Source organism: uncultured Roseobacter sp., assembly GCF_947499265.1.
In the GTDB taxonomy this organism is placed as follows: domain Bacteria; phylum Pseudomonadota; class Alphaproteobacteria; order Rhodobacterales; family Rhodobacteraceae; genus Roseobacter.
Window position 1 is genome coordinate 124295 of the sequence record NZ_CANMNK010000002.1, and the last position, 14164, is coordinate 138458.

A 14164-nucleotide genomic window follows, 5' to 3' on the forward strand; every position below is an offset into this window, starting at 1 on the left:
ATCAGACCTCAATCCATACCTAGAAAGTTCGAATTTTCTGTAAACGACATCACATTCGTTTAAATTTCGTTACTTGTCGTCAATCCGTTGCCAAATTGCGCCCGGGATTGCCCGTCATCATCGGTCACTTTCTGGGTTTCGCCCGCAGGGTTGGATCAGCCTGTGTAGGGTCTTCGGGCCAGGGGTGCTTGGGGTAGCGACCGCGCATGTCTTTGCGCACGTCCGCGTAAGACGACGCCCAGAACCCCGGCAAATCCTCCGTCACCTGAACAGGGCGTTGCGCGGGCGATAAAAGCGTCAGTTGCACCGGCGTTCCGGCTACCGTCGGGTGGCGTGTCACCCCGAAAACTTCCTGCAATCTCAGTGCGATGCGCGGTTGCGCGCCGTCATATTCAATGGGCACCTGCCGTCCCAGGGGTGTTTTGAACTGGCCCGGAACAGTGCGTTCCAAGGCCTGCGCCTGATCCCAGTTGAGCCGAGCCTTGAGGGCCGGTGTGATATCGAAACGCTTCCAGTCCGCACCGGATTTCACCCCTGTAAGATGGGGCAGCAACCAATCCTCCAACGTCTCCATCAAATGTGGTTCCGAATAGTCGGGGAAGGCCGGGTCGGTGCCCTGCATCAGCCGTGTCCGTGCCATGAAACGCTGTGCTTTGGCATTGGGCAAGAAGCCCAACTGCCGCACACCCTCCAACATGGCGCGCGCGATATCTTCGGCGGGTGCGTCATGCCAGACGCGGTCCTCCAGGACCACCGCGCCGAATTTCTCCTGTTGGCGCGCTAAAACGCGGCCCTCCCGGCGCGACCAGATGCAGAGGTCGTGCCAGGCAATCTGGTCCGGAAACGTCTCGCGCAATTCGGTCTGTGACAGCGCCACCGCTTGCCGGATGCGCGCCTCGCGCGGGTCACCGTCCAAATCCGTGGCAACGATGAGCCGTGCGCTCGCCAGCGGATCGCCTTCGGGCATGATCGCGCCCTTGCCGCCGGAAAGCACATAGCGGGGCGCCTCTCCGGCGCGCCGCGCGCCGACGCGGTCGGGATAGGCAAGTGCCGCCAGAACCGATGGTTGATTTGGGCCGGTGCCGTTGGTTTTTGAGGCCAGTTTTTTGGCCTCTTCACGGATGCGCGACAGGGCAGGGCGGTCAGGTTCCCACCCGTGTTGGCTCTGAAATTGTGCGGGGGTCTTGGCCGCTGACACACGCAATGAAAGATCCAGCGGTGCATTTCGCAAAATGTCGCGTTCCGACAATAATGCAGCCAATAGAGGTGCATCGTGACCCCCTTTTGTGACCATATGGGCAAGTCGCGGGTGGAGGGGTAACGCGGCAAGTGCGGTGCCGTGGAGGGTGATCCGACCGTTTTTGTCCAAAGCCCCCAGCATCTTGAGAACGCTCTGCGCTTCTTCCAGCCGCCCTGCGTGCGGCGGTGTCACAAACTGCATTTGATCAGGGGCACTGCCCCAGATCGCCAGCTCCAGAGCAAGGCCTGTCAGATCGCCAACTTCGATTTCTGCGGGTGGGTGCGACGCCAGCGCGCCGTCTTCACCGCGGGTCCAGAGCTTGTAGCAGACACCGGGGGCCACGCGGCCCGCGCGGCCCGCCCGCTGCGTCGCCTCCGCGCGTGTGACCCGCGTGGTGATCAGGCGCGACATACCGGAGGACGGATTGAACTCAGCACGACGGGCGCGGCCTGCATCCACGACAATCCGAATGTCCTCAATGGTCAGCGAGGTCTCGGCAATCGCCGTGGCCAGCACAACCTTGCGCCCCGATGTCACCGGCGCAATGGCGGCGCGCTGATCCTTGAACGACATCGCCCCGAAAAGCGGGCGCAGCACAGTATCGGGTGGCAGATGCGGGCGCAACGCGGCCTCCGTGCGCCTGATCTCGCCCTCTCCGGGCAGAAAAACCAGGGCGCTGCCGTCGTTTTCCGCTAAGGCCTGCAGCGTCAGATCCGCAACCGCCCGTTCCAGCCGCGCGGTTTTGGGAACGGGTTTGGGCAGCCAGCGAGATGCAACTTCATAGGATCGCCCCTCGGATGTCAGAATGGGGGCCGCCATCAGGGAGGCGATGGGCGCTGCATCCAGCGTCGCGGACATCGCCACCAAAATCAGATCTTCCCGCAGCGCATTGGCCACATCCAGCGCCAGTGCAAGCCCGAGGTCGGCGTTGAGAGAGCGTTCGTGGAATTCGTCAAAGATAATCGCGCCCACACCCGGCAGATCGGGCTGTGCCTGGATCATCCGCGTCAGAATGCCCTCGGTCACCACCTCCACGCGTGTGGATTTCGAGACCTTGCTGGCACCGCGCATGCGATAGCCAATGGTCGCACCCACAGGCTCGCCGCGCGTCTCCGCCATCCTTTCGGCTGCGGCACGCGTGGCCAGACGGCGCGGCTCCAGCATGATGATCCTGCCGCTGGTCACACCCGCGTCCAGAAGTGCCAGCGGCACCCGCGTGGTTTTGCCCGCACCGGGGGGCGCCTGCAGCACCAGTCGGCCGCTTTGGCGCAGCTGTGCCACCACGTCAGGCAGGATATGATCGATGGGCAGGGAGAGGGTCATGCCCCTGCTTAACGAATGCGCGTGCGCCCGCCAAGCACTGGACATTTACGCGCGCCTGCCGGACAACCGGGACCAAAGCAGAGGGACCGCGCGCTATGGACATCGCCGATCTGGCAAAACGGGTGGCAGGAGGTGAACGCCGCGCGCTGGCGCGAGCCATCACCTTGGTAGAAAGCGCCCGTGCCGATCACAAAGAGCAGGCAGCTGCGTTGCTGGACGCGATACCAAAGGACCGCCAGGCCTTGCGCATCGGGCTGTCGGGCACGCCCGGCGTTGGCAAATCCACCTTCATCGAGAGCTTTGGCATGATGCTGGTGGGGCAGGGCCTGAAGGTGGCTGTGCTGGCGGTGGATCCGTCATCGACCCGGTCCGGTGGATCGATCCTGGGCGACAAGACCCGCATGGACCGGTTGTCGCGCGAGGCGGATGCTTTCATTCGGCCCTCCCCAAGCCAAACGCACTTGGGGGGCGTTGCGCGGCGCTCTCGCGAGGCCGTGGCGCTCTGCGAGGGGGCGGGTTTCGATGTCATCCTGATTGAAACAGTGGGCGTCGGGCAATCGGAGACCGTGGTTGCGCAAATGGCGGATATCTTCCTGCTGCTCTTGGCGCCTGCGGGCGGTGATGAATTGCAGGGCGTGAAACGGGGGATCATGGAGATCGCGGATATCATCCTGATCAACAAGGCGGATGGGGATCTGAAAGCTGCGGCCACCCGGACCTGCGCCGATTACACCGGGGCCCTGCGGTTGCTGCGCAAGCGGGAACAGGACCCCCAGGGGTTTCCCAAGGCGATGATGGTGTCCGCGCTGCAGGAGAACGGTTTGCAGGAAGTCTGGACCGATCTGACCGGGCTGCGCGACTGGCGTCAGGCACAGGGGTTCTGGGCGGCGACACGGGCAAATCAGGCGCGTTACTGGTTCGAAGAGGATGTCAAAAACGCGCTTTTGGCCCAATTGCAGACACCCGGCGCCCGTCAGGCCCTGGCGCGGCTTGGGGCCGAGGTTGCCGCCGGTGAAAAAGCGCCCGGAACCGCCGCGCAGGAGTTTCTGGAAGATTTGCAGCACCCTATGACCGCAAAACCGTGAAATGCGGCATGGTTCGGGTTGACCCGGTAGGCGATTCCCACTACAGCCAGCGAACGAATTTCCGGGGCGCGGCCTGAAGCTGCCCCCTTTGTCGTTTACCGGACCGCCGGGGCGACCTGAGAGAAAAGGATAAACCCATGTCGCGCGTTTGCGAATTGACCGGAAAAGGCCCGATGACTGGCAACAATGTCAGCCACGCCAACAACAAGACCCGTCGCCGGTTCTTGCCGAACCTGAACGATGTTTCCCTGCAATCAGAAGCGCTGGGACGTGCCTTCAAGTTCCGCATTTCCGCCGCAGCCCTGCGTACCGTGGATCACCGCGGTGGGCTGGACCAGTTTTTGGCAAAAGCCAAAGACAGCGAGCTGTCGCCCAATGCACTGAAAGTGAAAAAGGCGATCGCCAAGTCATCTGACACGGCTGAAGCGCTGAGCTGATCACTCTGATCAGATCGAGAAATCGAACCCTGCCTCAATCGGGCAGGGTTTTTTCGTGTCCAGGGCTCAGCTCTTGAGAATTTCATCGACCCAAGGGGGCAAGGTTTCTGTCGCCGGGCCAATGCGGATGTCGTCGAACTGGCTGCCCACCAGCGACGGTTCGAGATTGAACTCAACCGTATCTGCACCACAGCGCCGGGCCTCCGCCACGAACCCGGCCGCCGGGTAGACATTGCCGGATGTGCCGATGCTGGCAAAGAGATCCGCACCGGCCAGATGGTCGAAAATCTCATCCATATCGTAGGGCATTTCACCAAACCAGACGATGTCAGGCCGCGCGGTGGGCCGGTCGCAATTGGGGCAGGCGTCTCCCGGTGCCATGACCATCGGCGCGGGCCACCTGGTGTCGCAGGCGGCGCATAGCGCGCCCTTTAACGCGCCGTGCATATATATGACCTTTTGCGATCCGGCCTTTTCGTGCAGATCGTCGACATTTTGTGTGATCAGCACGACCTCGCCCGCGAACTCGGCCTCCAGCTTCGCCAGCGCCAGATGCCCGGCGTTTGGGTCGGCCTCCGCAGTCTGCGCACGGCGAGCGTTGTAGAAATCGACAACCAGTTTCGGGTTGCGCGCGAACCCTTCGGGGGTGGCTACGTCTTCGATCTTGTGTTGCGCCCAAAGGCCACCTTCTGCCCGGAAGGTGCCCAATCCACTTTCCGCGGAAATACCGGCGCCGGTGAGGATCACGATTTTCTGCATGCAGCGGCCTCCTGTGTCATCCACACGTTGATGACGCCATCACCGGGAGCTGTCAAAGCGGTTCGCAGGTTCAGAGGCCCAGAATGCGCAGGTGCCCAGCCAGAAACGGTAATTCCGTGAGCGCCGGGTCGATCATATGGGTCTTGATCAGGCGCCGCATGGTCTGCGCCACATTCAGCGGCACGTCATCCGACCAATCCGAACTGGCAAAGAGCGAGATTTGCCGGGCGAAAGGTTCCGACGGCAACGGGTGGGCATCCAGCTGGTTATGAAAGCGATGCGCGCGCATGTAACCCAGCGGCGTCGTGATCGTCCAGCCAATGCCACGTGCCACCATCGACATCAGCGCCAGGTGGCTGCCGATCTCAAACGGAACCGGATGCGCATCGATTTGATGGGCCAGGTGACCGTCGATTTGTTTGCGGATCAGCTGATCGGGATCGTAGCGCAGGTAGGGCAAGCCATTGGGATCCGGTAATGCGCCGCTGCTGACATCGACGCCCTTGGGTGCGACCAGCATGAACGGGTCTTCGGCCAGCGGGTGTTCGACTACACCCTCCAGCGGCTGGCCGGTGTGGGCTGAAATCACCAGATGTAGACGTTTTTCGGCGATGGCCGCAATCAGATCATGGCTCGATGCGGTGATCATCTTGAACTGGCACCCGGTCAGGCTGTCGGCCAGAATTGTGGCAAGGCGCGGGGTCAGGCTATCGTCGAAATCATCGATGATGCCGATGCTCAACGCCTTCAGATGCGCCAGATCCATCACCGTCAACTCGCTCTGCGCCAGCCGCAATTCGGCCAGCGCCGCCTCCACCCGGTGCAGGAACAAGCTTCCCGCGGGGGTAAGCCGCATGGGCCGGCGTCCGTGATCGATCAATTCCGCGTTCAGCGCCGTTTCGAGGTTGCGCAATTGCTGGCTGACAGCGGGTTGGCTGAGCCCGGTGCGCGCGGCAGCCTGCGCGACGGAACCGGTGCCCGCCAGCGCTTCAAAAACCTCGAGGCCGCGCAGGGTAATGCCCTTCATCATGTCGGCGAGCCTTTCACAGTTTCAGCTTTCCTGAGAAGTGCATCCGTATCTGCCCTATATTAGAGGTCACTGAGCGCCTGTATATGTCGGAAAACTGAATCTGCAACATATTGCTTTGACGGTTGCACTGTCGCGCTGGCTTCGAGACGATGGGACAGTCACATCAAGGAACACAGATATGAAGATCGCCACCGCCGCCTATCCGTTGGATTATCTGACGTCCTGGGCGCAGTATGAAGACAAGATCGCGAAATGGGTGCGCGGGGCAGCGGCAGAAGGCGCGCAACTGGCCGTTTTCCCCGAATATGGTGCCATGGAACTGGCAACGCTGGACGGGCGCGATATTGCCGCCGATCTGGAGAGATCGCTGTTCTCCGTTTCGGACCGGTTGGCCGACGCGGATGCTTTGCACCAAAGACTGGCGGCGGAATATGGGATGCACATTCTCGCCGCCTCGGGGTCTGCCGCGACCGCGACGCGACCGGTCAACCGTGCGCGCCTCTTTGCGCCCAAAGGGGATGTTGGGGTGCAGGACAAGCAGATCATGACCCGGTTTGAGCGCGATGTCTGGGGGGTTGTCGGTGGGGGTCCCTTGCAGATTTTCGACACGGAGATTGGCAAGATCGGCATTCTGATCTGTTACGACAGCGAATTTCCCCTGTTGGGGCGGGCGCTGTCGCAGTGCGATATGATCCTGGTGCCCTCATGCACCGAAGCGCTGTCGGGCTATTGGCGCGTGCGCATCGGCGCAATGGCCCGTGCGCTCGAAAACCAATGTGTGACGATCATGTCCTCTCTGGTGGGAGAGGCCGCATGGTCGGAAGCCGTTGACGTGACCACCGGAACGGGCGGTGTCTTTGGGCCGCCCGATGTGGGGTTTCCGCCCACAGGGGTGATGGCGCAGGGAGAGATCAACAGCCCCGGCTGGACCTACGCGGAGGTGGATTTGGACAAGATCGCACAGGTGCGCGCAGATGGCAGGGTTTTGGGCCGTTTGCACTGGGAGGAGCAGGACGGGCGCGATAACGTCGCGCCAATTGTGTCATTGCACTGAATTCCCCTTGAAAATCCTTGAAAATGCGCTCATTTAGGCGGCGTCCATATCAGGTGGACGTGTAATCAAGGAGACAACATGGCCAAGGAAGATACGCTCGAATTTCCCGGTGTCGTGAAGGAACTCCTGCCGAATGCGACATTCCGGGTCGAGCTTGAAAACGGCCATGAGATTATCGCACATACGGCAGGCAAGATGCGCAAGAACCGCATCCGTGTTCTGGCTGGCGACAAGGTGCAGGTCGAGATGACCCCCTATGATCTGACCAAGGGTCGGATCAACTACCGCTTCAAGTAAGCCCTTGTTTATACTGGGGTCTGGAAGTCCGCGCCGCAAGGAATTGCTGGCGCAAATCGGCGTTGTGCCGGATGATATTCGCGCGCCCGATATTGATGAAGACCCGCGTCCGGGCGAATTGCCCAGGCCCTATTGCCGTCGCATCGCCCGCGAAAAGGTTCTGGCGGTCGTGGCGGATGAGGCGGATGTCGTGCTCTGTGCCGATACCACGGTGGCGTTGGGGCGTCGCATCCTGGGAAAACCGGCGGATGCCGAGGAGGCGGCGGATTTTCTGCGGGCGCTTTCCGGGCGCAGGCACCGGGTGATCACCGCCGTGGCCGTGCGCCAGGGCGCCCGCATCTGGGAGAAGGACGTGGTCAGCACCGTGCGGATGAAGTCGATTTCTGATGAGGAGCGCGCGGCCTATCTGGCCACTGATGATTGGCGCGGCAAGGCAGGTGGCTATGGTATTCAGGGGCCCGCGGGCGTTCTGGTGCCGTGGATCAGCGGCTCCTTTACCGGCATTGTCGGGCTGCCGCTGGCCGAGACCGCGAATTTGTTACGCGCGGCTGGTCAGCCGGTGATGAGGGCGCTGGCATGAAGGGGCGCAGCATCATTCTCGACCATCTGGGCGACCGTGAAGCGGCGGCCCTGATGGTTGATGGACGGCTCGAAGACCTCCTGATCGACGCAGACGCGCCGCGCCCCGGCACGGTCTATCGCGCCATTGCGGACCGGCCGGTCAAGGGTCAAGGGGGCATGTTCCTGAAAACACCAGATGGGTCTGCCTTTCTACGTCAGATCAAAGGGTTGGCACCGGGGCAGGCGATCCTCGTGCAGGTCACCGGCTACGCGGAGCCGGGCAAGGCGCTGCCGGTCACGCAAAAGCTGCTCTTCAAAAGCCGCTACGCGATTGTGACGCCCGACGCGCCCGGTCTGAACATCAGCCGCGCCATCAAGGATGAAGCCGAACGGGATCGTTTGCTGGAGATTGCGCATGATGTGCTGGCGGAGGCCAAAACCGGCCTGATCCTGCGATCCTCCTGCGCGGGGGCAAATGCGGAAGAGATTGCCGACGACATTGCGCAGATGGCAGAGCTTGCGGCGCGTGTCGCTGCAGATGACAGCGCGGGTATGGAAACACTGGCAGAGGGGGATGGCCCCCACGTGCTGGCATGGCGGGACTGGGTTGCCCCGGCAGAGGTAATCACCGATCCGGGCGGCTTTGAGGACCACGGTGTTCTGGATGCGCTGGACGCGGTGCGCGCGGCGCAGGTTGGTTTGGGCGGCGGTGCCAGCCTCTATGTCGAACCCACACGTGCCTTGGTTGCCGTCGACGTCAATACCGGTTCGGACGCGTCGCTGGCGGCCGGGATCAAGGCCAATATGGCCTGCGCCAGGGCATTGCCGCGAGCCTTGCGTTTGCGCGGTCTGGGCGGACAAATTGTGCTCGATCTGGCACCGATGCCGAAAAAGGACCGTCGCGCTTTCGAGACAGCCTTGCGGCAGAGTTTCCGCGCGGATGATGTGGAAACGGCGCTGGTGGGCTGGACGCCACTTGGCCACTATGAGTTGCAGCGCAAACGCGCGCGCCTGCCGATAGAGGAGGTTCTGATATGAGTTGCCCGATCTGTGGCAAAGAGACCGCGCCCAAGATGCGGCCATTCTGCTCCAAACGCTGTGCGGATGTTGATCTCTCGCGATGGTTCAACGGCAGCTACGCGGTGCCCTCCACCGATCCCGAAGACATGGACGATCTGGAACAGGCGCTGGATGAAGCAGCGCGAACGGGTGACGCCCCAAGCAAACCCCACTGACGCAGTGCCGTAGGGTGGGCTTCAGGCCATCCGCACCTAGAGATCAAAGGTCGGCAAATGCTCGAACGCTGCACGCAAGGCGTCACCCCAGCCCGTTGAAATACTTTGGTAAACCGCATCTTCCTGTTCGATCCGTCGCTCCAGCAGGGGCTCGAAGACATCGTTTTCATAGATCATCAGATCGAACGGCAGACCAACGGATAGATTTGACCGAACCGTTGAATCGAAGGATACGAGCAGCAGCTTCACCGCATCCTCAAACCGCATGTTTGCGTCATAGGCACGCACGAGGATGGGCCGACCATATTTTGCCTCGCCGATCTGAAAAAACGGTGTCTCGGAGGTCACTTCGATGAAGTTTCCTTCCGGGTAGACCATGAACATCGTGGGTGCGCTGCCCTGGATCTGTCCGCCCACGATCACCGTGGCCTGAAAGGCGGCATCGCTTTTCTGACCCACGGGCGCGCTGTCGGCGATCACCTCTTTCAGCGTCGCGCCCACCATACGGGCCACCTGAAACATCGACGGGGCACGCAGGATGGAAGGGTCACGCTCGCCCACGGCTTTGACGCGCTCCTCGATCAGGCTCACCAGCGCCTGCGTTGTGGCCAGATTGCCAGCGGTCATCAGCGTGATCAGGCGTTCGCCTGGCACGCCCCAGCTGAACATCTTGCGTGTTTTCGAAAAGTTATCGACCCCGGCGTTGGTACGGGTGTCTGACATGAAGACCAGGCCACGATCAAGGCGCAGGCCCACGCAATAGGTCATGAAGTCATCCAGTTCTCAGGCAGCAGTTCTTTCCCGCAGGCTTACTGCTGTATCTGCAGCGATACAATCATCGATTCATTCGATGCCCCCAGACGCATGCCAGAAATCGGTGCCGCGTGCCGGTAATCGAGGCCCACAGCCAGGCGGACATAGCGGTCATCGGGGCTGATCCCGTTTGAGGCGTCAAAGCCCACCCAACCAAGCCCCTCGACATGGGCCTCGGCCCAGGCATGGCTTGCGTCCTGATCCACCCGGTCGTCCATCATCAGATAACCCGAGACATAACGCGCGGGCACCCCCGCCACCCGTGCACCGGCCACGAAGATCTGAGCGTGATCCTGGCAGACACCGCTGCCGCCCATCAAGGCGCTCTCCGCAGTGGTCGCCGCATAGGTTTCGCCAATCTTGTAGGGCGCCGCCATGCGGATCGAAGAGGACAGCGCGTGCAGCGCCCCCAGCGTGTCGGATGCCTCGGACAACTCGCCCGCCAGCGCGCGAATGCCGGGGCCCGCTTCGGTCAGCGCGGTGGATTGCAGGAAATACCAAAGCGGGGCAGGGCCGTAGACCTTGCCGAGCACACCCGCCGTATCCGTCGTCTCGACCTCGCCCGCCGCGGTGATCGCAATCTCCTGCGCGCCCGGGTCGACGCTGACCAGATGCACCTGCGTGCCGTTGTGATCCCGATACTGCGTCTCAATGGTGCCACCTTCGACGGATAACGCCCAATCGCGCACATCCTGCTGCGCGGTATTGGGCGGCGTTAGCCGCACCTGTTGCAAGGCGTAGTCGACCGGCGCGTCGTAGCAGTAGCGGGTGGTGTGATTGATCGACAGCTGCATGGCTGCTCCCTTCTATCCGATGAACCGGAAGTCTTTTTCGACCTGTGACCCTAAGACGTTGTTGTCGCGGATGAATTCCGTGACCATTTCGTGCAGCCCCTGATCGAAGACTGTATCGATATCGAGCGTTTTGAGCCGTCGCCCCAGTTTCTCCGCCAGATCATGGCAGGGGTGGCGGGTTTCGTATTCCTGTTCGAGATACCGCAGATTTTCGGTGGTCTGCTTGACGCAAAACGCCAAGGACCGCGGCAGCCTTTTGTCAAAGATCAGAAATTCCGCGATGGCGGTGGCGGTCATATCCTGTTCATCGAGCCACCGGAAACACCGATGGGCCGAGACCGAGCGCAGGATCATTTCCCATTGCACGTTATCCAGCGAAGATCCGACCGCCGAGGCCGAGGGCAGCAGTGTGTAGTATTTCACGTCGATGATCCGGGCGGTGTTGTCCGCGCGCTCGATGAAGGTGCCGATGCGGGCGAAATCGTAGATGTCATTGCGCAGCATGGTCCCGTAAAGCGCCCCCCGTACCAGCGCGCTTTGTTTGCGGATCACGGCGAGAGCTGCGGGCAAATCCACCGTTGTCACGGGCTTGGCCAGCAGATCTCGCAGGCTCATCCAATTGTCATTGACGGCCTCCCACACTTCCGTCGTCAGCGCCGTGCGCACCAGCCGGGCATTGTCGCGCGCGGATTTCGTGACGGACATGACGCTTGACGGGTTGTCGCTGTCGCGCAGCAACCAATCCATCACCAAGGTGTCGCTATAGCTGTCGTATTTCGCGTCGTAGCCGATGCCTGTGCCTGAGGTCGTGACCACCGATTTCCATTCGGATTCCGCATCAGACGAGCGGGTGAGCGCCATGCGAAACCCCGCCTCCAAAAGCCGCGCTGTGTTTTCGCTGCGTTCCAGAAACCGGAACATCCAATAGAGGCCGCCTGCGGTTTTTCCAAGCATATCAGTCCTCCAGCACCCAGGTGTCTTTGGTCCCGCCGCCCTGGCTGGAATTCACCACCAGGGACCCTTCGGTCAGGGCGACGCGGGTCAAACCGCCGGGGGTGATGTTCACGCCCTGTGGCGACACCAGCACGAAGGGGCGCAGATCCACGTGCCGCGGCGCAAGCCCCTGATCCACGAATATGGGCACGGTGGAGAGCGACAATGTCGGCTGCGCGATATAGTTGGAGGGTTTCGCCTCCAGCTTCTTGCGGAAGGCGGCGATCTCTTTCTTGCTGGCGGCGGGCCCCACCAGCATGCCGTATCCGCCGGAGCCGTGCACTTCTTTCACCACCAGATCGGCGAGGTTGTCGAGCACATATTTCAGCGCTTCGGGTTCTGCGCAGCGATGCGTCTCCACATTGCGCAGTATGGCCTTTTCGCCGGTATAGAACTCCACGATATCAGGCATATAGGAATAGATGGCCTTGTCATCCGCGATGCCCGCCCCCGGTGCATTTGCGATCGTGATGCCGCCCGCACGGTAGACATCCATGATCCCGGGCACACCCAGCATGCTGTCGGGGTTGAAGCTTAAGGGATCCAGGAAATCATCATCGATCCGCCGGTAAAGCACGTCGATCACTTTGTACCCGCGGGTGGTCCGCATTGCGATCCGACCCTCCACCACCCGCAGATCGTGTCCCTCCACCAATTCTGCACCCATCTGATCCGCCAGAAAAGAATGCTCAAAGTACGCCGAGTTGTGAATGCCGGGGGTCAGTACCGCAACCGTGGGTTTGCCGACGCAGGCTTGCGGAGCGCAGGCGGCGAGGGACCGGCGCAGGTTTTTCGGATAGTCACTGACCGGCTGCACCCGGATCTGCGAGAAGAGTTCAGGAAACATCTGAAGCATCGTTTCGCGATTTTCCAGCATATAGGACACGCCGGACGGGGTGCGCGCATTGTCTTCGAGCACAAAGAAGTCGCCTTCGCCCGTGCGCACGATATCGGTGCCCACGATGTGGGTGTAGACATTCCCGGGCGGGGTGAAGCCCATCATCTGCGGCAAGAAGGCCTCGTTATGCGCGATCAACTCTTTCGGCACACGCCCCGCGCGCAGGATTTCCTGACGGTTGTATATGTCCCAGATGAAAGCATTGATTGCGCGCACCCGTTGTTCGATGCCCTTTGACAGCCGGGTCCATTCCCGATGCGCCAGAATACGCGGCACAAGGTCAAAGGGGATCAGGCGCTCCTGCGCTTCGGACTGACCATAGACATTGAATGTGATGCCTGTACGTCGAAAAAACGCTTCTGCTTCCTCGGATTTGGACTGCAGGCGCTCAGCATCCTGCGCTTGGAACCAATCGTTGTAGGCCTGGTAGGGTGGGGTAATCGATCCGTCGGATTGGATCATTTCATCGAAAATCTGCGATTTCTTAATCATCTGTTTACCATAACGCACAAGGCCTGTGGCACAACCGTTTGGCGTCAAGCCGCTGATCGCAAAGGTCATGATGCGTCTGCTGCCCAAAAAACAGGCGCTTTGCATGTGCTGACTCTAAGGTGGTGTGACTTAAATCAAATAATGAATCTGGTTGCTACGGTCAGTGGTTTTCCGAAACGGTCGCATGACCAAGAGGGATGGTTCAAAGGATACCGTTTGACCTTGGTGGAACAGATGGAAAATTGCACTGGACAGCCCTGCGACAAACTCCTAGAACCCGCTCACCCAGCCAAGCGATTGGCGTCCCGTGCCCGGGTAGCTCAGGGGTAGAGCAGTGGATTGAAAATCCTCGTGTCGGTGGTTCGATTCCGCCCCCGGGCACCATTTAAATCTTTTATGATCAAATGGATAGATGGCTTGCTCCAGCAGTGGGCCAACGAAGGTTCGGCCTTGGGTATCATATGGGTAGCATTTTGAAGCCACTTCTTGTTCTGGCAGGTTAGTACTGGCCCAAACCCGGCATTAGTTCATCTCGGTACTCGAGGCGCTTTTTTGGGTTAGGTTTTTTTGCCTTAGATGAATTTGGTGGTGAGCTTGCGTTTCATATGCCCATGAAAAGGTGTGCAAATGAGCTGCGTCAGTGACACACGGCCGTTCGCAGCAGGCTCGTCAATCAGCTGCAAGCGGTCCAAAATTGGGCGGGCAACGTACGAACCCGCACACTCTCGCTATGAATGGAGGCGCCGCGGGAGATAGGTCATCTGGATCGTGTCACGGGAAAGAATGACTTGGCACCCACCCAGATGACAATCCATCCGGCGCGCCACGCCGGGTATGGGAGTGGGCAGGTAAATTGATCCTGTTTGACAGTCAGGTTGGCTCCCCCGTGTCAGCGTTACTTGCCCCACCAAAGCCGCAGAGCGATTGGCCCGACCTGCAGGCTGGCTGCGCACATCCGACTTTTCGAATCCTATCCTCCGCAAGGCGGCAACGGCATGCGGTTTAGGGCGCCATCAACGGCCTTGGTCGTCAATTCTCTGTTGCATGCAGCCGCCTCGTGACCACGCAGGCATGTCGTTACAACGCAAATACAACGCCATTACAACGCAATTACCACGCTTCGTGCGGGCTCCTGGGCTTTAGCCAAACACTG

14 protein-coding genes and 1 tRNA gene are annotated in these 14164 nt (G+C 60.8%); 8 read left to right on the top strand and 7 right to left on the bottom strand.

What is annotated here, in order from left to right; translation table 11 throughout:
* Positions 1-124: 124 nt before the first annotated feature.
* Complete coding sequence (gene hrpB, locus Q1A63_RS05280) at positions 125-2563, bottom strand: ATP-dependent helicase HrpB (RefSeq protein WP_298970232.1); 2439 nt, start codon at positions 2561-2563, stop codon at positions 125-127.
* Positions 2564-2658: 95 nt separating this feature from the next.
* Here hrpB and meaB point away from each other — a divergent pair, with 95 nt between their 5' ends.
* On the top strand, positions 2659-3648 hold the full coding sequence (meaB, locus tag Q1A63_RS05285; RefSeq protein ID WP_298970230.1) for a methylmalonyl Co-A mutase-associated GTPase MeaB: 990 nt from the start codon (positions 2659-2661) through the stop codon (positions 3646-3648).
* Between the two features lie 137 nt (positions 3649-3785).
* Complete coding sequence (gene rpmB, locus Q1A63_RS05290; protein WP_298970229.1) at positions 3786-4085, top strand: 50S ribosomal protein L28; 300 nt, start codon at positions 3786-3788, stop codon at positions 4083-4085.
* A 66-nt stretch (positions 4086-4151) separates the two neighbouring features.
* On the opposite strand, the gene Q1A63_RS05295 is transcribed toward rpmB, so the two are convergent.
* Both Q1A63_RS05295 and Q1A63_RS05300 read right to left on the bottom strand, forming a co-directional pair.
* Positions 4152-4844 (bottom strand): NAD-dependent deacylase, encoded by a 693-nt coding sequence (locus tag Q1A63_RS05295; RefSeq protein ID WP_298970228.1) that lies wholly within the window; start codon positions 4842-4844, stop codon positions 4152-4154.
* A 70-nt stretch (positions 4845-4914) separates the two neighbouring features.
* Positions 4915-5871 carry a LysR family transcriptional regulator gene (locus Q1A63_RS05300; protein ID WP_299631177.1) on the bottom strand — a complete coding sequence of 319 codons (957 nt, stop codon included), beginning with the start codon at positions 5869-5871 and terminating at the stop codon, positions 4915-4917.
* Positions 5872-6052: 181 nt separating this feature from the next.
* On the opposite strand from Q1A63_RS05300, the gene Q1A63_RS05305 reads away from it, so the two are divergent.
* From Q1A63_RS05305 to yacG, 5 genes are all read left to right on the top strand, one after another.
* Positions 6053-6928 (top strand): carbon-nitrogen hydrolase family protein, encoded by an 876-nt coding sequence (locus Q1A63_RS05305; RefSeq protein WP_298970227.1) that lies wholly within the window; start codon positions 6053-6055, stop codon positions 6926-6928.
* A 78-nt stretch (positions 6929-7006) separates the two neighbouring features.
* Positions 7007-7225 (top strand): translation initiation factor IF-1, encoded by a 219-nt coding sequence (gene infA / locus Q1A63_RS05310; protein ID WP_005978431.1) that lies wholly within the window; start codon positions 7007-7009, stop codon positions 7223-7225.
* A 4-nt stretch (positions 7226-7229) separates the two neighbouring features.
* A complete protein-coding gene (locus Q1A63_RS05315; protein ID WP_298970226.1) occupies positions 7230-7805 on the top strand; it encodes a Maf family protein in 576 nt (191 codons plus the stop codon).
* Positions 7802-8824, top strand: coding sequence for a ribonuclease E/G (locus tag Q1A63_RS05320; RefSeq protein WP_298970225.1), 1023 nt, complete (start codon positions 7802-7804; stop codon positions 8822-8824). Before Q1A63_RS05315 ends, Q1A63_RS05320 begins: the two co-directional genes overlap by 4 nt.
* Entirely contained in the window at positions 8821-9021 is a 201-nt protein-coding gene (yacG, locus tag Q1A63_RS05325) for a DNA gyrase inhibitor YacG (protein WP_298970223.1), read from the top strand. Before Q1A63_RS05320 ends, yacG begins: the two co-directional genes overlap by 4 nt.
* 36 nt (positions 9022-9057) lie before the next feature.
* Here yacG and Q1A63_RS05330 read toward each other — a convergent pair whose 3' ends face one another.
* The 4 genes from Q1A63_RS05330 to Q1A63_RS05345 are packed head-to-tail and all read right to left on the bottom strand — an operon-like array spanning position 9058 to position 13011.
* On the bottom strand, positions 9058-9789 hold the full coding sequence (locus tag Q1A63_RS05330) for a peptidase (RefSeq protein ID WP_298970222.1): 732 nt from the start codon (positions 9787-9789) through the stop codon (positions 9058-9060).
* A 41-nt stretch (positions 9790-9830) separates the two neighbouring features.
* Positions 9831-10628, bottom strand: a complete 798-nt coding sequence (locus Q1A63_RS05335) for a transglutaminase family protein (RefSeq protein ID WP_298970221.1) — start codon at positions 10626-10628, stop codon at positions 9831-9833.
* Positions 10629-10640: 12 nt separating this feature from the next.
* Positions 10641-11582, bottom strand: a complete 942-nt coding sequence (locus Q1A63_RS05340; protein WP_298970219.1) for an alpha-E domain-containing protein — start codon at positions 11580-11582, stop codon at positions 10641-10643.
* 1 nt (position 11583) lies between these two features.
* Positions 11584-13011 (bottom strand): circularly permuted type 2 ATP-grasp protein, encoded by a 1428-nt coding sequence (locus Q1A63_RS05345; RefSeq protein WP_298970217.1) that lies wholly within the window; start codon positions 13009-13011, stop codon positions 11584-11586.
* Positions 13012-13320: 309 nt separating this feature from the next.
* On the opposite strand from Q1A63_RS05345, the gene Q1A63_RS05350 reads away from it, so the two are divergent.
* Positions 13321-13395 (top strand) — tRNA-Phe (locus Q1A63_RS05350).
* The last annotated feature ends 769 nt before the right edge of the window (positions 13396-14164 follow it).

Bases quoted from the DNA above. Each gene is read 5' to 3' on its own strand.
- Q1A63_RS05335 (WP_298970221.1), bottom strand. From the start codon at position 10,628: ATGCAGCTGTCGATCAATCACACCACCCGCTACTGCTACGACGCGCCG.
- meaB (WP_298970230.1), top strand. From the start codon at position 2,659: ATGGACATCGCCGATCTGGCAAAACGGGTGGCAGGAGGTGAACGCCGC.
- hrpB (WP_298970232.1), bottom strand. From the start codon at position 2,563: ATGACCCTCTCCCTGCCCATCGATCATATCCTGCCTGACGTGGTGGCA.
- Q1A63_RS05330 (WP_298970222.1), bottom strand. From the start codon at position 9,789: ATGACCTATTGCGTGGGCCTGCGCCTTGATCGTGGCCTGGTCTTCATG.
- yacG (WP_298970223.1), top strand. From the start codon at position 8,821: ATGAGTTGCCCGATCTGTGGCAAAGAGACCGCGCCCAAGATGCGGCCA.
- Q1A63_RS05295 (WP_298970228.1), bottom strand. From the start codon at position 4,844: ATGCAGAAAATCGTGATCCTCACCGGCGCCGGTATTTCCGCGGAAAGT.
- Q1A63_RS05345 (WP_298970217.1), bottom strand. From the start codon at position 13,011: ATGATTAAGAAATCGCAGATTTTCGATGAAATGATCCAATCCGACGGA.
- Q1A63_RS05340 (WP_298970219.1), bottom strand. From the start codon at position 11,582: ATGCTTGGAAAAACCGCAGGCGGCCTCTATTGGATGTTCCGGTTTCTG.
- Q1A63_RS05300 (WP_299631177.1), bottom strand. From the start codon at position 5,871: ATGAAGGGCATTACCCTGCGCGGCCTCGAGGTTTTTGAAGCGCTGGCG.
- Q1A63_RS05305 (WP_298970227.1), top strand. From the start codon at position 6,053: ATGAAGATCGCCACCGCCGCCTATCCGTTGGATTATCTGACGTCCTGG.
- rpmB (WP_298970229.1), top strand. From the start codon at position 3,786: ATGTCGCGCGTTTGCGAATTGACCGGAAAAGGCCCGATGACTGGCAAC.
- infA (WP_005978431.1), top strand. From the start codon at position 7,007: ATGGCCAAGGAAGATACGCTCGAATTTCCCGGTGTCGTGAAGGAACTC.
- Q1A63_RS05320 (WP_298970225.1), top strand. From the start codon at position 7,802: ATGAAGGGGCGCAGCATCATTCTCGACCATCTGGGCGACCGTGAAGCG.